General features: G+C 65.9%; 16 protein-coding genes. 4 read left to right on the top strand and 12 right to left on the bottom strand.

What is annotated here, in order from left to right; genetic code table 11:
- Positions 1–65: 65 nt before the first annotated feature.
- The 5 genes from V1Y59_RS09645 to V1Y59_RS09625 form a co-directional block, all read right to left on the bottom strand.
- A complete protein-coding gene (locus V1Y59_RS09645) occupies positions 66–1,214 on the bottom strand; it encodes a thiolase family protein (protein WP_330504627.1) in 1,149 nt (382 codons plus the stop codon).
- Positions 1,215–1,280: 66 nt separating this feature from the next.
- Complete coding sequence (locus tag V1Y59_RS09640; RefSeq protein ID WP_330504626.1) at positions 1,281–2,813, bottom strand: class I adenylate-forming enzyme family protein; 1,533 nt, start codon at positions 2,811–2,813, stop codon at positions 1,281–1,283.
- A gap of 184 nt (positions 2,814–2,997) precedes the next feature.
- A complete protein-coding gene (locus tag V1Y59_RS09635) occupies positions 2,998–4,188 on the bottom strand; it encodes an acyl-CoA dehydrogenase family protein (protein ID WP_330504625.1) in 1,191 nt (396 codons plus the stop codon).
- Between the two features lie 44 nt (positions 4,189–4,232).
- A complete protein-coding gene (locus V1Y59_RS09630; RefSeq protein ID WP_330504943.1) occupies positions 4,233–5,015 on the bottom strand; it encodes an enoyl-CoA hydratase/isomerase family protein in 783 nt (260 codons plus the stop codon).
- Positions 5,016–5,044: 29 nt separating this feature from the next.
- A complete protein-coding gene (locus tag V1Y59_RS09625; protein WP_330504624.1) occupies positions 5,045–6,559 on the bottom strand; it encodes a class I adenylate-forming enzyme family protein in 1,515 nt (504 codons plus the stop codon).
- A 185-nt stretch (positions 6,560–6,744) separates the two neighbouring features.
- On the opposite strand from V1Y59_RS09625, the gene V1Y59_RS09620 reads away from it, so the two are divergent.
- Positions 6,745–7,503 (top strand): SDR family NAD(P)-dependent oxidoreductase, encoded by a 759-nt coding sequence (locus tag V1Y59_RS09620; RefSeq protein ID WP_330504623.1) that lies wholly within the window; start codon positions 6,745–6,747, stop codon positions 7,501–7,503.
- A gap of 330 nt (positions 7,504–7,833) precedes the next feature.
- Here the strand turns inward: V1Y59_RS09620 and V1Y59_RS09615 are convergent, their stop codons facing one another.
- From V1Y59_RS09615 to V1Y59_RS09585, 7 genes are all read right to left on the bottom strand, one after another.
- Complete coding sequence (locus V1Y59_RS09615) at positions 7,834–8,631, bottom strand: FadR/GntR family transcriptional regulator (RefSeq protein WP_330504622.1); 798 nt, start codon at positions 8,629–8,631, stop codon at positions 7,834–7,836.
- A gap of 78 nt (positions 8,632–8,709) precedes the next feature.
- A complete protein-coding gene (locus V1Y59_RS09610) occupies positions 8,710–10,479 on the bottom strand; it encodes a thiolase C-terminal domain-containing protein (RefSeq protein WP_330504621.1) in 1,770 nt (589 codons plus the stop codon).
- Positions 10,412–11,470 carry an acyl-CoA dehydrogenase family protein gene (locus tag V1Y59_RS09605; RefSeq protein ID WP_330504620.1) on the bottom strand — a complete coding sequence of 353 codons (1,059 nt, stop codon included), beginning with the start codon at positions 11,468–11,470 and terminating at the stop codon, positions 10,412–10,414. Before V1Y59_RS09605 ends, V1Y59_RS09610 begins: the two co-directional genes overlap by 68 nt.
- Positions 11,471–11,631: 161 nt before the next feature.
- The gene (gene dmpG, locus V1Y59_RS09600; RefSeq protein WP_330504619.1) at positions 11,632–12,708 is read right to left on the bottom strand and encodes a 4-hydroxy-2-oxovalerate aldolase; all 1,077 of its coding nucleotides are present in this window, start codon (positions 12,706–12,708) and stop codon (positions 11,632–11,634) included.
- Positions 12,705–13,610 (bottom strand): acetaldehyde dehydrogenase (acetylating), encoded by a 906-nt coding sequence (locus V1Y59_RS09595; protein ID WP_330504618.1) that lies wholly within the window; start codon positions 13,608–13,610, stop codon positions 12,705–12,707. The genes dmpG and V1Y59_RS09595 overlap by 4 nt, the downstream gene beginning before the upstream one ends.
- A gap of 304 nt (positions 13,611–13,914) precedes the next feature.
- Positions 13,915–14,703: a 2-keto-4-pentenoate hydratase gene (locus V1Y59_RS09590; RefSeq protein ID WP_330504617.1), complete on the bottom strand. Its 789-nt coding sequence runs from the start codon at positions 14,701–14,703 to the stop codon at positions 13,915–13,917.
- A 203-nt stretch (positions 14,704–14,906) separates the two neighbouring features.
- Complete coding sequence (locus tag V1Y59_RS09585) at positions 14,907–17,195, bottom strand: DUF3376 domain-containing protein (protein ID WP_330504616.1); 2,289 nt, start codon at positions 17,193–17,195, stop codon at positions 14,907–14,909.
- Positions 17,196–17,431: 236 nt separating this feature from the next.
- On the opposite strand from V1Y59_RS09585, the gene kstD reads away from it, so the two are divergent.
- The 3 genes from kstD to V1Y59_RS09570 all read left to right on the top strand — a co-directional run.
- On the top strand, positions 17,432–19,183 hold the full coding sequence (kstD, locus tag V1Y59_RS09580; RefSeq protein WP_330504942.1) for a 3-oxosteroid 1-dehydrogenase: 1,752 nt from the start codon (positions 17,432–17,434) through the stop codon (positions 19,181–19,183).
- 5 nt (positions 19,184–19,188) lie between these two features.
- Positions 19,189–20,052, top strand: a complete 864-nt coding sequence (locus tag V1Y59_RS09575; protein WP_330504615.1) for a MaoC/PaaZ C-terminal domain-containing protein — start codon at positions 19,189–19,191, stop codon at positions 20,050–20,052.
- A gap of 39 nt (positions 20,053–20,091) precedes the next feature.
- A partial coding sequence (locus V1Y59_RS09570; RefSeq protein WP_330504614.1) for a dihydrofolate reductase family protein occupies positions 20,092–20,851 on the top strand: 760 nt, incomplete at its 3' end.

Genomic DNA, 20,851 nt, shown 5'->3' with positions numbered 1-20,851 from the left:
TCCTCGAGCAGGTTGCCGGGTCACCCCGAACCGGCGAAAGCAACTTCCCGGTTGGTGAGACCTGCTCAGTCGCCGAGCAGTTCCAGAATCGTCGCGTTGGCCTGCCCGCCGCCCTCGCACATCGTTTGCAGCCCGTACCGGATCTGGTTGCGACGCATATGGAAGATGAGATCGGTGAGGATGCGCGCGCCGGACCCACCCAACGGATGGCCGAACGCGATGGCACCACCGTTCGGGTTCAGCAACTCCTCATCGGCGCCGATCTCACGCTGCCACGCCATCGGCACCGGTGCGAACGCCTCGTTCACCTCGAACACCCCGATCTCGTTGACCCCGAGACCCGAGCGCGCCAGGGCTTTCTCGGTGGCAGGGATCGGGCCGGTCAGCATGATCACCGGGTCCGATCCGGTGACGACCGCCGTGTGAATCCGGGCGATCGGCCGCAGTCCGTGGCGCCAGGCGGCATCGTCACTCATCACCAGAAGAGCGGCGGAGCCGTCCGATATCTGTGATGCGTTACCCGCGTGGATGACACCGTTCTCGTCGAACACGGGCTTCAGCTTGCCGAGAGTCTCGACGGTGGTGCCGCGACGAATACCCTCGTCCGCGGTGACCACACCGTCGGGTGTTGCGACCGGGATGATCTGGTCGTCGAGCAGTCCCGCGTCCTGTGCGGCCGCGGCCCGATCATGCGAACGGGCCGCATACGCATCGACATCGGTGCGGCTGAAGCCCCACTTCGCGGCGATCATCTCCGCACCGACACCTTGGTTGGGGATGACGTTGTCGTACCGGGACCGGTAGCTCTCCCCGAACGGGCTAGCGCCGACCGACGTCGACGAACCCATCGGCACCCGTGACATCGACTCCACACCACCGGCCACGACCACGTCGTAGTGACCCGCCTCCACACTGGCGACGGCGAAGTTGAGGGCCTGCTGCGATGACCCACATTGGCGGTCCACCGTGACGCCGGGGACGGATTCGGGCCACCCGGCACTGAGGACGGCGGTCCGCGCGATGTCAATCGATTGCTCGGACACCTGCTGGACGCAGCCCCAGATCACATCATCGACCAGGTCCGGCTCGATCCCGGCCCCCTCGACAAGTGCGCTCAGAACGCCGGCCGACAGCTCGGCCGGGTGAATCCCCGACAGTGCTCCGTTTCTCCGGCCAACCGGGGTGCGAACGGCTTCGACGATGACTGCTGACATGACGCTCTCCTCGCTACGTTGCTGGTCGCATCGATTGGTCGATGGGTCCGGTGGCCGCACACCCACTCATGCGGTGGTGGCCTCGAGTTCCGCGACGAGCTCGAGCAGACGTCTGCGGTCCACCTTCAACGACACGCTGCGGGGAAGGGACTCGACCGCGTGAATGCTCACCGGCACTTCGTACGCCGTCAGATGGGTGCGCAGGTGATCCTTCAGCTCGGCCTCGGCGACATGCTGTCCGTCGATCAACTCGACGACCGCGACCGGTACCTGACCGAGTCGCTCGTCGGCTCGACCGTAGACCGAGGCGTCGAGGACGGCGGGATGGGCACGCAATGCATTGGCCACCACCTCGGGCTGCACCTTGAATCCCCCACGCAGGATCGCATCGTCGGCGCGACCGTCGATGTAGAGAAAACCGTCGGGGTCGATGTGCGCGAGATCGCTGGTACGAACCCAATCCCCGGTACCCGACCCGGTCTGCCCCGAACTGACCTCGAGCCTGCCGGTCTCGTCGGTGGGCAGCGTGTTCCCCTCGTCGTCGACGACGCGCAACCTGACGCCAGGGAACGCACGACCCACGCTGCCGCGCTTACGTTCCCACCATTTCGCGTGCATGGGCTTGGTCCATCCGGCGACGGCCCCGGAGAACTCGGTGGCGCCGTAGACGATCAGGACGGGTATTCCGTAGCGACCGATGAACTCGTCGGCCAGATCCGGGCTCACGAAGGTGGTGCCGGCCGTCACCGCTCGCAGACTCGCCAGTCGTTTCGCCGGCACGTCGGCGTTGAGGACCGAGCGCATCGCTGCCGGAGGGAGACTCGCTATTCGTGGTTTGTGTTCCTCGATCGCGCCCGCCCAGCCCTCGACGGTGAATCGTGGGAGAAGCACGAATGGTCGCGCTTCGGTCAGTGCTTGCAGGACACCCCACATCCCACCGATGTGCACGATGGCCAGTGTGACCAAGGCGACTCTGCCGGTGAGGGGTTCGCGCTTGCCGTGCTGGGTGCCGACGTGTCCGTGCACCGCCGCCATCGCGGCATCGAGCTGGCGCCACGTCAGCGGTACGCGTTTGGGCGGTCCGGTCGTCCCGGAGGTGAACATCTCGATGGCGATGGCACCGGGGGACTCGGGATCGGCCGCCGACGGAGTTACAGCACCGTTCGACGACGTCGAGTCCGCACGCCAGGCGCGCTGCGCCACACCCGCGTCGATGGCGAAACCGTCGATGCCCAGTTCGACGACCACGGCCGTGAAATCGTCGGCACACCAAAGTTCTTCCGGCGCGAGTATCACGTCGGGACGTGTCATCTCCAGATCTCCGGAGATGCGCACGATAGGCTGCATCGGGTTCAACGTGGTGAGTGTGCGTCCATTGCCCAACAGGGCGACCAGGGCGGCGATCGAATCCACCCGGTTGGCCAGGACCACGCCGACCCGAGCGCCTTCCACCGCGCCCACGCGGATCAGTGCGCGGTCGATCTGCTCCGCCAACGATCGCACTTCCGCCCACGTGTACCAGCGCCCGTCCTGCTGGATCATGCGGGCATCATCGGTGGCCGACCACAGCTGACGTAGCGCCTGCCTGATACCCGACATGCCGCCTCCATTCACTTTCACATCACTGCGCCGCGACCGGCCGGCCCCCAACCGAGACCGGTCACGGAGTTGGCGGCGTCGTCGTCAGACGTTTGCATCGCCCATTCAAGGTATATGACATAGTTAACTAAGACAACCTGATTGATGGCGCGCTCGTCCGATCACCCGCGCGGGTGGGAGCAATTCAACGAGGCAGCCCGAGACCACGTTCGGCGATCATGTTCCGCATGATCTCGGAACTGCCGCCGGCGATGGTGTAGGCCCGGGCATAGAGGAATTCGTCCTGCCACCGTCCACTGTCGACGGCGTGAGGGTCAGTGTCGATCAAGACCCCGTCGGCGCCGCAGAGGTCGAGTGCGAACGCGGCGATCTCGACCCCGAGTTCGCTGTACATGAGCTTGGCCATCGGTGCGTCACCGGGCCGCACATCGCCCGCGGATGCGCGACTCAGGCCGGCATAGACCAGTGCCGACAGCGCGCCGACAGACGCCGAGAGTGCGCCGAGACGATCTCGAATCGCCGAGTCCTCGATTGCCGGCCGGCCGTGTCGCTGCACTACCGCGGCGAGATCGACGAGCGCGTCGATGTTGCACTGCAATCGGACCGCGTTGTTCGCCACTCCGGTTCGTTCGTGCGCGAGACTGGAGTTGGCGATGCGCCAGCCCTGATTGACCTCCCCGATCAGCGCATCCGCGGGAACGACGACATCGTCGAGGAACACCTCGTTGAAATCGGCTGTGCCGGTCATCTCCCGCAATGGCCGAACGTCGACACCGGGCAGCGACATGTCGATGAGGAATGCGCTGATGCCCTTGTGCTTTGGCGCTTCTGGATCGGTCCGCGCCAGCAGGTATCCGTAATCGGCCCAGTGCGCGTTGGTGGTCCAGACCTTCTGGCCCGTGACCCGGAAGCTGCCGTCGTCGAGGCGCGTTGCGCGTGTCCGCAGGGAGGCGAGGTCGCTGCCCGATCCGGGTTCGCTGAAGAGCTGACAGAAGATGACCTCGCCGGACCGGATACCGCCGAGATGGCGGCGTTTCTGTTCGGCAGTCCCATGGTCGAGCAGCGCGTTCGCCACCAGGTTCGCGGCCCCCTGTACAGGTGCGGGCGCACGATGGCGGGCGATCTCCTCACCGACGACCACGTCTCGCTCGAGCTGATGGGATGCCCCGTTACCGCCGTACTCTCTCGGCCATGCGCCCCCGAGATAACCCGCATCGAAGAGATCGCGGGTCCACTTCTTGAGCAGCGCCAGCTCCTCGGCGTCCTCGGCGCTGCGCACCCCGGCCTTGGACGGGATCGCCGGCGCGTGGCCGCGAACGAACTCACGGACCTCGGCGCGGAATTCGTCCAGCTCGGCGCCCGTCCCGTAGTGCATGACCATCTCACTCCCTGCCGACGCCGTCGATGACGTTGCGGCACTTACCTGACTTCGTAATCGCGTGTGGCGACCTCGGACCGGACCACCTGCGCCTTGCCGATCGGGTTGCCCAGTGATGTGTAGGCCATTCCGGTGGCCAGTGCTTGCGACCTCCCCGTGTCGCGGGATTCCCAGATGGCCCGAACACTGCCCTGGATCGCGGCCGGCGGTTTGGCGGCGATGCGTCGCGCAAGAACGTCGGCCCGTGTCCAGAGCTCCTCTCGGGCAACGATCTCGGAGACGAACCCGATCTCTCTGGCTCGCTCGGCGGACATCCGCTCGTCCAGGCCCAGCAGGACCATCCGGAGCACCTCACCGATGGGGATGCGGTGCGCCAGTCCGATGGGTTCGAGCGCGGCCACCAGGCCGTAGGAGACGTGAGGGTCGAAGAACTGGGCGTCGTCACTCGCCACGATGATGTCGGATTCGTTGAGCCAGTACAGCGCACCGCCGGCAGCCATCCCGTGCACCGCGCTGATCAGCGGCTTCCAGCAGCCGTTCTGCTTGGGCGACAGATCGATTCCGGGGTCGCGCCGGCTGAACACGTTGTCGGAGACGAAGGTGCCCTCGCGGGTGTCCATCCCGGTGGAGAAGGCTCGCTCGCCGGCCCCGCGCAAGACGATGACATGCACGTCGTCGGCCTCGCGGGCAAACTCCCAGATGTCGCGGAACTCGTTCCGCATGACGTTGGTGAACGAGTTCATCCGCTCCGGCCGGTTGAGGGTGATGGTCAGCACGTGCTCGTGGAGTTCGGCGATCACCGTGGTCAGGCTGTCGAGATCCATGTCGCCTCCGTTGGTGCGCAGCGTCCGGGTCATGCGGGCTCCGACGCCGGTTCACTCAGATTGACCAGGCGGTCCACCACATGCCGGCGGACCAGCTTGCCGGTCTCGGTCCTCGGCACCTCGGGCCAGTAGACGAACCGGTCCGGGGTCTTGCTGCTGCGCAGCGTCTTACGGACGTGGTCACGCAGCGACTCCGAGTCGACCTCGACCCCGGGCCGCAACACCACCGCCGCCTCTATGCGCTGACCCCAGTCGTCGTCGGGAACGCCCACCACCGCGACGTCGAGGACGTCGGGGTGGCGCAGGATGACGTCTTCGATCTCGGCGGGCGCGATGTTCTCCGCGCCGCGGATGATGGTGTCGTCCGCACGGCCACCGACGAACAAAAATCCGTCGGCGTCGAGGTAACCCTTGTCGCGGGTGTCGAAGAAGCCTTGCTCATCGGTCACCCGGCCGATGCCGGCGTACTCGGCCGAGACCTGCTCGCCGGCCACGCAGATCCGGCCCACCTCCTCAGGTCCCAGCAGGGCGCCGTCGTCGTCACGGATCTCGATGACGACGCCGGGTAGGGCACGCCCGACCGAGCCCAGGCGCGCCCGGATACGCTCGTCGTCGCCGGCGAGCGCATCGCGGTGATCGTCAGGTCCGAGAACAGCAATGGTGGAACTGGTCTCGGTGAGACCGTAGGCGTTCACGAAGCCGACCTGGGGCCAGAGTTCGAGCGCCCGCTCGATGACCCGCGAGGGCATCGGCGCACCCCCATAGGCGAGGTTGCGCAGTGACGGCACGTCCTTGTCGGCGTCGGACTCGACGATCCTCGACAACATCGTCGGCACGACGAGCGCGTTGGTGATATGTTCCGCGCGCACCGTGTGCAGCCATTGCTCCGGTGTGAACTGTTCGAGCACCATCGTCCGCCGGCCCGCGTAGAGGTTGCTGATCACGTTGGCCACGGCGGCGATGTGGTAGGGCGGGACACTGACGAGAGCGGCCTGGTCCTCCCCTGCGTTGGCGAACTCCACTGAACCGAAGACGTACGAGGTCAGATTCTCGTTGCGCAACAACACCCCCTTCGGTGCCGCAGTGGTTCCGGAGGTGTAGATGATCACCGCCGGGACGTCGGCCGCCGCGTCGTTGCCGCCGTCCGCTGCGGGCTCGGTCATCTGCGCACTGGTCAGCCACTGTTCGGGAGTGATGGTGGTGAGTCCCGCGCGCTGCAGGATGTGCACGTGCTCGGCATCGGCGATGCCGAGCGCCGACGGGTGATTGGAAAGCAGCGCGTCGAGTTGTTCGGAACCGAGCCGATAGTTGACCGGGACGAGCGGCACCCCGGCACGTGCTGCGGCGAACATCGCCACCGGAAACGCCGGGCCGTTCACCGCGAGATAGACCACCGCCTCCGCGGAGTGCGCTCGGATGACTTCGGCGCCGGCGTCGGCCATGCTGCGCAGTTGCGCCGCGGTGATCCCGGAGTCCCGTGGCCCGATGACCACCCGGTCACCGAAACCATCGGCGGCCATGTCCAGCAACAATCCGATGTTCATGCGAGCTCCACTCCCTGTCCGATAACGCTGTCCGGTGGCATCATCACGCGACGACACGCGCCACCACACCACTCATGCCGTTGTGTGGGACCACTCCGGAAATCTTACATAGTTTAGTTAGTATGATAACTGCATCACAATCGTCGACGACGCACAACGTTGCGTCGCACACGAAGGAGATCGTCATGGACCTCGCACACCGGAAGGCCGTCGTCGTCGGCGGTGCCTCGGGCATGGGCCGCGCCACCGCGGAAGCACTCGCAGCCGGCGGTGCGACCGTGGCAATCCTCGACCGGGAGGGCAGTGACGGCAAGGACGTCGCCGCCGAAATCGGGGGCACTTTCCACGCGGTCGACATCCTGGACTTCGACGGAACCGAAGGAGTCCTCGCCGATGCGGTGTCGGAGATGGGTGGACTGCACATCGCGGTGAACACGGCCGGCGGCGGAAAGGTGCAGAAGACCTTGGGCCGCCGTGGCCCCCACGATCTCGACATGTTCCGTCAGGTCGTCGACCTGAACCTGGTCGGCACGTTCAACCTGAATCGCCTCCAGGCGCAGCACATGAGCGCCAACGATCCCGTCGACGAGGAACGCGGCGTCATCGTCAACACGTCATCGTTGGCGGCCTTCGAGGGCCAGATCGGCCAAGTCGCCTACGCCGCAGCGAAAGCCGGGATCGCCGGTAGCGCCCTGGCCATGGCCCGCGATCTGGGCCCGTTGGGAATTCGCGTGGTCGCGATCGCACCGAGCCTGTTCTCGACCGGCGCCACCGCGAAGTTCAGCGAAGACCAGGTGGCCCCGTTGGTGAAAGACGCCGCCTTCCCGAAGCGGATGGGACGGCCGAGTGAGTACGCGAAGCTGGCGTTGGCCATCGTCGACAACCCGATGCTCAACGGGCAGTGCCTGCGACTCGATGCGGGGCAGCGGTTCGCGCCACGTTAGATGGGTGATCTCAGCGCGGCCACTCCAGGTTGACGTTCGCCCAGGCAAGACCCCCGCCGGTCCAGTAGCCGTCAAACCACAGGCAAGCCCCCTCCCCGCTGGTCGAGTACCTGTCGAGCCAGGCAGGTCACCCCCCCGCTGGTCGAGTAGCTGTCGAGCCAGGCAGGACACCCCCCGCTGGTCGAGTAGCTGTCGAGCCGCTAGGCGAGACAGCGTATCGAGACCACTTGCACAACAATCGATCTCCTGCGACCGCTGACCTCGATACCCTTGCTCGCTCAGTGCCACTCAGGCGGCCCGATCAGCAGAACAGGCGCGCACGGCCCAGGGTCAGTCCAGCAGGTCCTGCACCTTGAGGTCCTCCCGCCCGAGCATGACGAACTCACGGGCGACGCCCATGTGTTTCTGCCAGTGGGCAAATGCTCCGGCACCGTCGCGCGCGCGGAGCAGCTTGATGAACTTCCGCTGAGATCGGACGAACAACTTGTAGTTGGACTCGTGTTGCTCACGATCGCGATTCACGTTCTGCTGCGCAAACGCGACGTGATTGCGTTCGAAGATCTCGTGCACCATGCCGGAGATGAGGGCGAGTGTCGGGCTGCCCGACAACCGCACCATGAGCGAATGGAACTCCGCCGCAGCCTTCCCGAATTGCCCGGATGCGTACTCGTCGGGTACCACCTCGTCGACGAATCGCTCGAGTTCATCGAAGGCGGTCTCGTCGCCCTCCTCCGCGAGCAAGCGCGCGGCGGCGGGCTCCACGGCCTCCAGTGCCCGATAAACATCGGCGACGGTGGCCCCCGCGAGTTCCAGCAGCAGCGATGCGGGCCGTGCGACGACCTCGGGTCCGGGGATACACACCTTGGCGCCCGAGCGGGACCCGCGGCGCACCTCGACGAGTCGTTCGGCCTCGAGCACACGGATGGCCTCGCGCAGTGTCGGCCTGCTGACCGAGAACAACTCCATCAGTTCGGCTTCGTTCGGCAGATGGTCGCCTGCCGCCAATTCGCCGTCGACGATCATGCTGCGCAGTTTGCGGGCGACGAGCTCTGCGGTCTTGGGGGTCCGGATGCCCCGCTCGCCGTCGGAACGGGTCGCAAAGATCGCTGCCAGGGAGTTGTCGGTCACGTATGGGTCCTCTCATCGACAACGTTCACTTGTTAAGTTACCTCACCCTCAGCACCGCGCGTGACCTGGACATTCACGTCATCGGCGGAGCAAGATCGCACCTGAAGGCACCCCACCGCCCGCGGTGACCACCGCCAGTTCGGCATCGGGCACCTGGCGCGAGTCGGCGTGTCCACGCAGTTGTCGGACCGCCTCGCGAAAAAAGCCGTAACCGTGCAGCCGTCCGGCGGAGAGCTGACCACCGTGCGGGTTGACCGGCAGCCGGCCGCCGAGTCGGATGGCGCTGCCGTCGCCGATGAAGTCCGCGGCACCGCCGAGTTCGCAGAAGCCGAGAGCTTCGAGCCACGACAACGCGTTGAAGGTGAACCCGTCGTAGAGCAGGGCCACGTCGACGTCATCCGGTGAGCAGTCGGTCCGTGTCCAGAGGTGCTTCGACGGCCCCAATGACTGCGGCAGGTGCGTCAGGGTTCCCTGATCCCACGACAGGGTCTCCATGATCTGGGTACCGACGGCTTCGACGAACACCGGCGGGTTCGGGCCGTCGGTGGCGTAGTCCACCGCCGAGACCACCACGGCGACCGCACCGTCGACGGGGACGTCGCAGTCGTAGAGACCGAACGGGCTCGAGATCATCCGCGCGCCGAGGTAGTCGTCCATGGTGATCGGCTCGCGGTACACCGCCTCAGGATTCGCGGCGGCATGCTGTCGAGCAGTGACCGCGATCGCACCGAGCGTCTCCCGGGAACCACCGTATCGGTGAAAATAGTTGCTGGCGCACAACGCGATCCAGTTGGCCGGCGACATTGCGCCGTAGGGGGCCCGATGCTCGGTCATCCCGGTGGCGCGCGCATCCGGCACCACCCATCTGCCGTCGCGGACCATGGCCGCATGCGAGCTCTCCCAGACCGTGCGATAGCACAGCACGTGTCGGCAAAGGCCGGACGCGACCGCGAGCATGGCCGCGATGATCGAGCCGTTCTGCCCGGGGAACTCGTTGCCGCCGCTGACCCAGGTCGGCCGGATGCGCAGGATCTCCTCGACCGGCATCGTGCCGCCCTCGGTGAGGCCACCGCCGATCGGGCCGCCGGGGTAGGTCGCCAGCCCGTCGATGTCCTCGAAGCGCAGCCCGGCATCGGCGACCGCCGCTTCGCAGGCGTCTACGGTCAGTGTCAACGGGTCGACCATCAGCCGTCGCCCCACCGCCGACTGTCCGATGCCGGTGATGGCCACCCGATCCTCGAACTTGTCCGGCGACGCCATCGGCCTCGAGCGCGCAGACAGATCCTCCGGTTCGGGAATCGCGCCCTCGTTGGGCCGTTCGTCGTCGAGTTCGAACAGAGGAATCCAGATGTCGGCGGCCGCCTGTTCGAAGGTGACGCGCACACGCGTCCCGACGCGTACGTCGTCCGGATCGCAGCCGATGATGTTGGTGGTGAGGCGAGCCGCGGAATCCTCTTCCAGCGCAACGATGGCGATGATGTAGGGCGCCGGGAAGTCGGGCAGCCACTGCTGTTCGTTCACCGTGACGGCGACCACCACACCGCGCCCCGACACGGGGCTCATGGTGAGGTCGCGGCTGCGGCAGTGTGGACACATCGGTGGCCGCGGATGTGACAGCCGGCCGCACGACTCGCATCGCGCGATCCGCAGCACGCCGTCGACACCCGAGGCCCAGAACTCGGCCGACCGCAACGTGGGCTGCGGCAGGGGTCGGCCCGTCACTCTTGGCCTCCGCTCTCCTGATTCGGCAACGGCGTCGGGCAGTCCGACGGTGTCGCGTTCATCCGGCGGCATGCAGATCCACCACGCGTCGACGATGGTCGGCGACGGTGCCGTCGAGGAGTTCATCGACCTTGATCCGCCGGATGAGCAGATGGACGTCGTGTTCCCAGGTGAATCCGATGCCGCCGTGGATCTGGAGTGCGAGTTGGCCGGTGTCACCGGAACTCTTGCAGGCGTAGGCCACCGCCGCGGCCACCGCCGCCGCGCGCTCGCCGGGGTCATCACCGTCGAGCGCGAGTGCCGCCCGCCACAAGGTCGATCTCGAAGCCTCCACCCAGAGCGCCATGTTCGCAAGGTGATGTTTCACAGCCTGGAAAGAACCTATCGGTTGCCCGAACTGCGAACGCTGCCCGGCGTAATCGATGGCCATGGTGAAAAGTCGATCGGCACAGCCCAGGGCGTCGACGGCGCGGAAGGTCGCGAGCTGATCGGACAACGCGGCGGCCGAACCCGTGGACAACGTTGCCCAGTCACCGGATTCGAGGGTGACGTCGATGTCGGCCACCGCCCACGATCGCAACAGATCGAGCGTATCGAGAACGGTGACCTCGATGGCCTCGACCCGGATCACGGCTGCCACTTCTGCCCCGTCGTCGGTTTGTGACACCACCACGATGCGGTCGGCGTCCATCAGGCCGGTGATGGGCGCACTGCGGCCGACGACCCGGAGGGTGTCGCCATCGACACGCACGTGGAGGTCGGGTGCCGGAGGTACCGGGACCACGATCTCAGTGCTCTCGGCCGCGTCTTCGGCGCTCGAATGTCCGATGTCCTCCAGCAGTCGCGCCGCGATGGCCATCTCGGCGAGCGGCAATGCACTGCCCGCCCATCCGTGCGTTTCGGCGAGCACCAGCAGATCAACATGGGTAGCGCCGACGGCGCTGGTGAGCAACCCGGCCAGGCCGGATTCGGCGACGTGCTTGCGCATGGCGGCAGTGAGCCGAGCGGGCGACTCGTCGATCGACTCGCGTCGTTCAAGGATGGGATCGTGCTTGTGCAGCCAGGCGCGCTCCGCCTCGGCGAGATCGAGCTGCTCGGTACTCAGCGCGAAATCCATGTTTCTCCTTCGTCCGCCTATCCAACGTAGTTAACCATGTGGAGTTGATAGACGCGAGGACTTTCGGGCAAGAACAGCAGACGCGGGCCGCGTCGATGTGCGTGCCAGTGCAATGCTGGCGACGGTCCATCTGCGCGACCCGCGTCGGCGTGTGGTGGTGCTCAGACCCCCGCGTTCGTGTCCTGCTTCTTCTTCAGTTCCAACGCGATGTCGATCAGCTGGTCCTCTTGCCCACCAACGAGTTTGCGGTTGCCGGCCTCGAGCAGGATCTCGGCGGCCGAGACGTTGTAGCGTTCGGCGTGACCCTCGGCGTGCTTGAGGAAGCTCGAGTAGCAGCCGGCGTAGCCCATCATCATCGCCGAGCGATCCACCAGGCATTCCGACGGCATCGCCGGTCGCACCACATCCTGGGCGGCGTCAGCGATCTTCATGAAATCCACGCCGGTGGTGATACCCAACTTGTCGCACACCCCGACGAATGCCTCGGTCGGCGTGTTACCGGCGCCGGCGCCGAAGCGGCGGATCGAGCCGTCGATCTGCTGCGCACCGGCACGAATGGCGTTGATGGAGTTGGCCACTGCGATGTCGAGGTTCTCGTGGCCGTGGAAACCGATCTGCGCATCGTCACCGAGCTCTGCGCGCAACGCCTGGACCCGGTAGGTGACGTCCTCGAGGACCAGTGCGCCTGCGGAGTCGACCACGTACACGCATTGGCAGCCGGCGTCGGCCATGATGCGGGCTTGTTCGGCCAGCTTCTCGGGCGGCTGCGAATGGCTCATCATCAGGAAACCGACGGTCTCCAACCCAAGATCGCGGGCGAGCCCGAAGTGCTGGATCGACACGTCGGCCTCGGTGCAGTGGGTGGCGATGCGGCAGATCTGCCCACCGTTGTCCTGCGCCGCCCGGATGTCGTCCTTGGTGCCGAGCCCGGGCAGCATCAGGAACGCGATCTTGGCCTGCTTCGCTGTCTCTGCGGCGGCCTTGATCAGTTGCTGCTCCGGGGTTTTGGAGAAGCCGTAGTTGAACGACGACCCACCGAGTCCGTCGCCGTGGGTCACCTCGATCACCGGCACTCCCGACGCATCGAGCGCGCCGACGATGTCACGTACCTCCTGCTCGGTGAACTGGTGACGCTTGTGGTGACTGCCGTCGCGCAACGACGAATCGGTGATCCGGATGTCGAGGGTGTCGGAGTACTTGCGGGCGTTGGCCATCAGATCTGTGGTGGCGGTGCTCATGCCGAGGCTCCCAACTTCGTCTTCGCGATCTCTTCGCCCACCTTGGTGGCGGCGGCGGTCATGATGTCGAGGTTGCCCGAGTACGGCGGCAGGAAATCGCCGGCGCCTTCGACCTCGACGAAGATCGACACCCGGGCGTGGCCGCCGTTGATGGCCGAGGGCGGATCGAACTGCGGGTCCTGCAACAGCCGATAGCCCGGCACGTACGACTGGATCTCTTCCTCACGCTTGTGGATCGACTCGGCAATCGCGTCGGTGTCGGCGTCCTCGGGTATCGCGCAGAAGATGGTGTCGCGCATGATCATCGGCGGGTCGGCCGGATTCAGGATGATGATCGCCTTGCCGCGCACGGCGCCGCCGATGGTCTCGATACCCTTCGACGTGGTCTTGGTGAACTCGTCGATGTTGGCGCGGGTACCCGGCCCGGCCGAGACCGATGCGACCGAGGCGACGATCTCCGCATACGGCACCGGCACCACCGACGACACCGCATGCACCATGGGAATCGTCGCCTGCCCACCACAGGTGATCATGTTGGTGTTGGGCGCATCGAGGTGTTCGCGCAGATTGGCCGGAGGGACCACTGCGGGCCCGACCGCCGCGGGAGTGAGGTCGACAGCGGTGATCCCGGCTGCCTCGTACTTCGGCGCGTACTCCCGGTGCACGTAAGCTGAGGTGGCCTCGAAGATCAGATCGGGCTTGTCCGACGACCCGAGCAACTCATCGGCACCGCCGCTCATGGTGATCAGCCCGTGGTCGGCTGCTCGCTTCATGCCCTCCGAGTCGGCGTCGATACCGACCATCCACCGGGGCTCGATGACCTCAGATCGTTGCAGCTTGTACATCAGGTCGGTGCCGATGTTGCCCGACCCGATGATCGCTGCGGTCAGCTTGGCTGGCATTTACAACTCCTCTCGTTGGTTTGTGTCCTGGTTCCTGAGGAGGCCCGGAGCTTGCGGAGGGCCGTACCTGGTTCCTGAGGAGGCCCGGAGCTTGCGGAGGGCAGTCACCCCGGTTCCTGAGGAGGCCCGGAGCTTGCGGAGGGCCGTCACGAAGGACCGGCCCTTCGTGACGCTCGCAAGCTCGCTCCTCAGGGACCAAAAGGACTGACGCTCGCTCTCCAGGGACCAAAACGGCTGACGCCCGCTCTCCAGGGACCAAAAGGACTGACGCTCGCAAGCTCGCTCCTCAGAGACCAAAGGACTGTTAGTCGAAGTCGAGGGTGACCGACCCGAGGCCGGCGAACTCGGCCACGAAATGGTCACCCGAGCTGATATCGATGGCACGGGTCGCGGTACCAGGCAAAATCACATCTCCCTTGCGTAGCCGCACCCCGAAGCTCTCCACCTTGCGCGCCAACCACGACACAGCATTGAGCGGGTGGCCGAGCACCGCCGACGAATTGCCCTTCGCCACGATCTCCCCATTACGGTGCAACACCGCATCGATGTCGCCGGTGTCGATCTCGCTGATCGGGACACGCTGCTCGCCCAGAATCCAGCCGCACGATGATGCGTTGTCGGCGATCGTGTCGCACAGCGTGATCTTCCAATCGGTGATCCGCGAGTCGATCAGTTCGATCGACGGCACCACCCACTCGACCGCATCGATGACGTCGTCGTTGGTGCAGCCCGCACCGGGCAGATCTTTGCCGAGGATGAACCCGACCTCGACCTCCACCCGCGGAAAGCACAGCTTCCCGGCATCGATCGGGGTCTTCTCGAAGTACTGCATCTCGTCGAGCAGATGCCCGTAGTCAGGCTCGTCGACGTTCATCATCTTCTGCATGGCCTCCGATGCGAGGCCCACCTTGTGTCCGGCGACCTTCGCGCCGGCGTCCAGGCGTTTACGAATGTTGATCAACTGGATCTCATACGCGTCGACTACATCGAGGCCCGCGTGGGAATCAGTAGGACGATCGATTGCCACCGCCGACTGCTCCGCGTTCCACAGTTCGGCCGCGATCTGCTCACGTATTGCCTGGTCGACCGCCACTTCGTCTCCATTCCCATCGGGTGAACGTGTTCTAGTTTAGAACATGTTGCAGATTGGCGACACAGTGCTCGTGATTCGTCAAACCTCGTTCTCGGCGCCCGCCACAGGTCACCTGGCTGCCGGATCGAGAGTAGGAGCACCGCGCCAGAAAGTGCAGGGACAAACCCAGCCAGTGGGACGACAGGCGCGGCGTGGAGCCCGTTTCACCGGCCGCGGATCCGACTCACCAACTTCCCGACGGACCTGCGGGTCCCGTCCCACCGCCGCTTGACCGCCACCGCGGGCGCGACAACTCTCAGACTCGCCGTGGGCGCGAAGCGAATGTACTGCATCCATGTCGGGATGCCGGCCTTCTCCAGGGTCGAATCCACGCTCTTCAGCAGATCCCCGAGTGCCTTCTTACCTTCTTTTCGATGCCACAGTTCGAACAGGCCGGCAGTCGTCATCGATCTCGACGTTGTTGTGCTCGAGATGATCTCGTCGAGAGTGGACTTCTCGTCCGCCAGAATCTCTTCGACGAGTTGCCTTTTGGCGGACTCGATGTCGCCCGGTTCGGCGTCTCGCATCAGATGACTGACCATCATCTCGACGCAATCGAGACGACCCCAACGCCAATCGTGTGTACGACCGTTCCGACTCGCAAAGGCACCGAAGTTCCCCCACTGCTCGCCGTAGAGCTTCCCTTTCGGCCAAACCATCTCCGGTTCGCCGGTCCCCGAACCGGAACCAGGCGGCGACACCGAATCGACGGGGAACCCGAGCGGCCGTGATGCCGCAGGGGTCATGTGAACGTACCGGAATCGGGGCGTGTCGAATTCGGCGCCACCCCAATTGAAACTGCAGTAGAGCACCTCGAGAGCGACGAGCAGTTCGGCGACATCGATCGCCTGACCACCCTCGCCCACCGGCATGAACGGGTCCGCAGCAGTGCGGACCGCACCCATCACCTCGCTCAGCGCGGATTCGCTGGCTTGGTAGAACTTCGCCAACTGCTCGATCTGCCACCGGATGAGGTCAGGCTCCGGCAAGGACATGTCGTCGGGCACCTTGATCACCTCATCGCGCTGAGAGGTTAGGACGGTGACCAGTCGTCGCGCCGTGGCGATCGCACTTCGCAGTTCGGTCAGATCGTCGCCTCCGCCGAGCCCGGCGTCGGATACGGCCCGCCCGAGCCAGCGCAGCACACGTGCGGCCGTCGGTACACCCCACGTCCAGACGTCCCCGACCCCAATGGAATCCGGAACTCCCGGCAGTTCCTCGGGCGTCAGGGTGGGCGGCGACGCGGGCGCGAAGGTGATGCGCCCACCGCGACGCGCCCGCGACATCACTCGTTCCGCCGCCTCTGCGCGTGACAGCCGGTACTGGGCCATCAGGCACTCGGCTGCGGTCATGAGCTGTGGCGCGTTCACCCGGGTGTTGTCTCCGGCATTCTCTCCTTGGCCGAAAAGCAGGTTGCGCAGGACCGTGTGCGGCTGCGACACCGACAGATTCATCGTCGTGAAGGCGTCTTCCAGGCGGTCGTGATCGAGGCGCTGATCCGGCTGACGGAAGGCGTCGAGGACACCCCCGAGGATCGTCTTCAGGTTCGGCATCGGCCCCGGCTCCGACACCGTCTGAGCGGACGTATCTTCCGCGCCGGGAGTCACGTAGACGACGACCCGTTCCTGCGGCGCGGTGATGGGGCGCTCCAGTAAGGCGTCAAGGAGCGGTTCGAACGGCGCGTTGTCGAGCACGCCGCCGTCCACAAGCCATCGCCGATCCCGGATCGACCCGTCGGCGCCGCGTAATGCGAGCTCGGTGGTTTCGGCGACCGGGTCGAAAGCCACCGGGAACGAGGCCGTGGCCCGCATGGCGGTCGCGAGTGGTTCGACCGTCGCGAAGTGGCAGATGTCGCTGATGCCCGGTGGTTGTCGGCGGCGCTCGAACTTGTACACCCGTCGACCGTCTCGCACGCCGACGGTCTCACCACCGGCGAGTTCCCGTGTCGTCACGGCTGCGTCGAGGGCCGTGGCGGTCATGAGCAGAACACAATCGTCGCCGCGGTCGGCGTGCACGGGCTGCTGGTCGTCCGAGCACGGCGTGATCACACCCTCGAGGACGTCGTCGATCCTTCCCTTGAAGAACGCGCCGTCGAGAACCGACGTCGCGTTCTCCGGATTGTTGTGGATGAGCGCGTCCTGCTCGAGCGACGCCGCTTCAAGCCACACTTCGTTCAACATGTGCGGCATCCGGGTGCCATGCGCGATCGCCGTCGCCAGCACGGCGCCGTTGAGTCCGCCTGCGCTGGTTCCGGCGATCAGATCGATGACGACCCGCCGGTCCAGCTTCTCGGGCCCGAGCAGGTCCGACCATGCTGCGGAAACTCCACCACCCCGCGACGCCTCCCTCAGCCGGTTCAACTCGTGTACCACGCCACCGATCCACACGGCGAGACTGACGCCGCCGTTGAGCACGAGGGCGATGCGGAGTTCAGATTGCGCGGAATCGGTCATGGCTACGCTCCCGGCCAGGTTGGTCCGACGACCTTCTGATACCCATTACACGCAGGTTCGACGGGCAATTCCCCGAAACCACGAAGCCGGGTTCGACGTGCTCATACGATCGGACGACCCGACGCTGCGAAGGGAGGCGCAGAGACCATCACCCAATACCTCTGGCGCCCCATTTCTATAACATGTTCTAATTCTAGGGAGAACACGTTCCACCCGTGGCGCATGAAGGGACCCCGATGGCCGGCGCGACCGAACCGACAGACCAGACCACTTCCACCCCGGAGACCAGCGCGGAAACCTACGACGTCATCGTCGTAGGCGCCGGTGCCGCCGGACTCAGCGCGGCCATCACCGCGGCCGCGAGTGGTCTGAAGACCGTCATCATCGAGAAGTCCCCGTACTGGGGTGGCTCGACGTCGCGGTCGGGCGGCGGTGTCTGGATTCCGAACAACTCGGTGCTCAAGCGCGACGGCGTGGACGACACCGTGGAGAAGGCCCGCGAATATGTGCATGCGATCATCGGCGAACACGCGCCCGCGGAGAAGATCGACGCCTACATCGATCGCGGCCCCGAGGCGCTCGATTTCTTGATGAAGCATGCGCCGCTCGACCTCGAGTGGGTCAAGAACTATTCCGACTACTACCCCGAGGCACCCGGCGGCCGACTGGCCGGACGGTCGGTGGAGCCGCGTCCGTTCGATGCCCGAGCACTCGGCGACGACCTGAAGACGCTGCACCCGCAGTACACCAAGGCGCCGCTCAACATGGTGGTGCTGCAGTCGGACTACCGCTGGCTCAACACCGGTATGCGGCACTGGCGAGGCCCGGCGCGGATGGCCAAGGTCGGCGCCCGCTTCTTCTGGGCCCGTTCCCGCGGTAAGAAGCTGATCGCGATGGGTGCCGCACTGGCAGCGGAATTACTGCTCGGGGCGCGGCAACTCGGCGTGCCGCTGAAGCTCAACACCGGCCTGGCCGACCTCCTCACCGACGACGGCCGCGTGGTCGGGGTGCTGGCGGAATCCGACGGCACACAGTTCCCGATCCACGCCCGCCACGGCGTGATCCTCGCCTGCGGCGGCTTCGAGCACAATGCGGAGATGCGGCAGAAGTACCAGCGCGAGCCGATCGGGTCGGACTGGACGACCGGCGCACCGTCCAACACGGGTGACGGAATCACCGCCGGACTCAAAGTCGGTGCGGCCGTGTCTCTGATGGACGACTCGTGGTGGGGTCCGACGATCCCGCTGCCCCGCGGACCGTGGTTCGCACTGTCGGAGCGGTCGGTCCCCGGCACGTTCATCGTCAACGTTCGCGGCGAACGGTTCATGAACGAGTCGCTGCCGTATGTCGAGGCCGTCCATCAGATGTACGGCGGCGACTTCGGCCACGGCGAGAGCCCCGGTGAGAACGTACCGTCGTGGCTGATCATGGACCAGACCTGCCGCAACCGGTATCTGTTCGCCGGAGTCAATGCGCGCCAACCCCTTCCGAAGAAATGGTTCGAGGCAGGCGTCGTCGTCAAGGCCGACTCGATACGCGAACTCGCCGACAAGATCGACGTGCCCGCCGACGCGCTCGCGAACACCACCGAGCGGTTCAACGGCTTCGCCCGGTCCGGTGTCGACGCCGACTTCGGCCGCGGCACAAGCGGATACGATCACTACTACGGTGACATCACCAACAAACCGAACCCGAGTCTCGGTGCACTCACCAAGGCGCCGTTCTACGCGGTCAAGATGGTGCCGGGAGATCTCGGCACCAAGGGCGGCATCGACACCGACGCCGCCGGACGCGCGTTGCGGCCCGACGGATCGATCATCGACGGCCTCTACGCTGCGGGTAACACCAGCGCACCGGTGATGGGACACACCTACGCCGGGCCCGGCGCAACCATCGGTCCCGCACTCGTTTTCGGCTACCTCGCTGCCCTCGACGCCGCATCGAAAGCAGCGTCCACCCCATCCACCTCGACCACTACAGGAGCCTGAACACCGTGCCCATCGATCCCGCCGTCGCCGTCGGTGCCGAACTCCCCGAGGTCAGCTTCGAATGGGCGGCATCCGACGTCGCATTGTACCACCTCGCCGTCGGCGCTGCCTCCGACCCGATGGACGCGGTCGGTCTGGCCTACGTCGACGACACGTCACCAAAGGTGTTGCCGTCGTTCGCCACCGTCGCCGCCACGTTCCATGCCACCGAACCGCCGAAGGTGTCATTCCCCGGCATCGACATCGATCTGGCCAAGGTGGTGCACGGTTCCCAGCAGGTGATCGCACATCGTCCGCTGCCGGCCGCAGGCAAGGCGACGAGCCGGACCTCGATCGTCGAGGTGCAGGACAAGGGGTCGGCTGCGGTCATCATCCAGGAAACCGTGACGACCGATGACGCAGGCGAACCACTGTGGACCACCCGCTCGTCGATCTTCGCCAAAGGCGAGGGCGGCTTCGGCGGTGAGCGTGGATCGTCGAACAAGGTGGCCTACCCGGACCGGGCACCCGATCATCGGATCTCGGTGCCGACGCTGCCGCAACAGGCGCTGCTGTACCGGCTGTGCGGCGACCGCAACCCACTGCACTCCGATCCGGGTTTCGCCGCGAACGCCGGGTTCCCGCGACCGATCCTGCACGGCCTGTGCACGTACGGAAGTGTGTGCCGCGCCGTGACGGACGCACTCCTGGACGGAGACGTCGCCCGTGTCGCGGACTTCTCGGCGACCTTCGCCGGTGTCGTCTTCCCCGGTGAGACCCTCGATGTCGACGTCTGGGAGGAAGGCGGCCGCCTCCTGATCACGGCATCGGTTGCCGACCGGGATGGCGCACCGGCGCTCGGCAACGTCGTCCTCGCCACCGACCGCTGACACCGATGACTGCGGGCGGTCATCCGGGTCTGTACTGACATGACCCGGATCATCGCCGACATCTCCATCTCCCTCGACGGCTTCGTCACCGGACCCGACCCGGGGCCGGACAACGGCCTGGGCACCGGCGGAGAAGCACTGCACACCTGGGCGTTCTCCGACGATCCCGACGACCGGCGACTCCTCGCCGAGTCGACGGCCAAGTCGGGTGCGGTCATCCTCGGACGCCGGCTGTTCGACGTGGTCGACGGACCGGGCGGCTGGGACGACGAGGTCGGCTACGGCGCCGGCGAGGTCGGCAAGCCGTCCTTCGTCGTCGTCACCGGTTCACCGCCGGAGACCGTACGTCTCACCGACATGGACTGGACATTCGTCACCACCGGCATAGAAGATGCCGTCGCCGCGGCACGTGAGCGAGCCGAGGCGGCGACCCACGCCCGCGGCGAGGACCTCGACGTCATCGTGATGGGTGGTGGGGCCACCGTCGGTTCCGCACTCGCCGAAGGATTGGTCGACATCCTCTCGCTGCACCTCGCCCCGGTCGTACTCGGTTCGGGCACGCCGTTGTTCGTCGACGGTGTGCCGCGCACACTCGCGCAGCGCAGCGTCACACCCACGTCCACGGCGACCCACCTGGTCTACGAGGTGATCTCTGAGGTTCCCCCCCGAACCGTAGAGGCATCGATAATGAGGAGCACGATGCCAGAGAAGCGCAAGAAGTACGACCGGGAGTTTCGTGATGGGGCGGTCCGGATCGTCGAGGAGACGGGTAAGCCGATCGCCCAGGTCGCCCGAGATC

The organism is Gordonia prachuapensis (assembly GCF_036350515.1).
Classification (GTDB): Bacteria; Actinomycetota; Actinomycetes; order Mycobacteriales; family Mycobacteriaceae; genus Gordonia; species Gordonia prachuapensis.
This window is presented reverse-complemented; position numbering and strand designations above follow the sequence as displayed.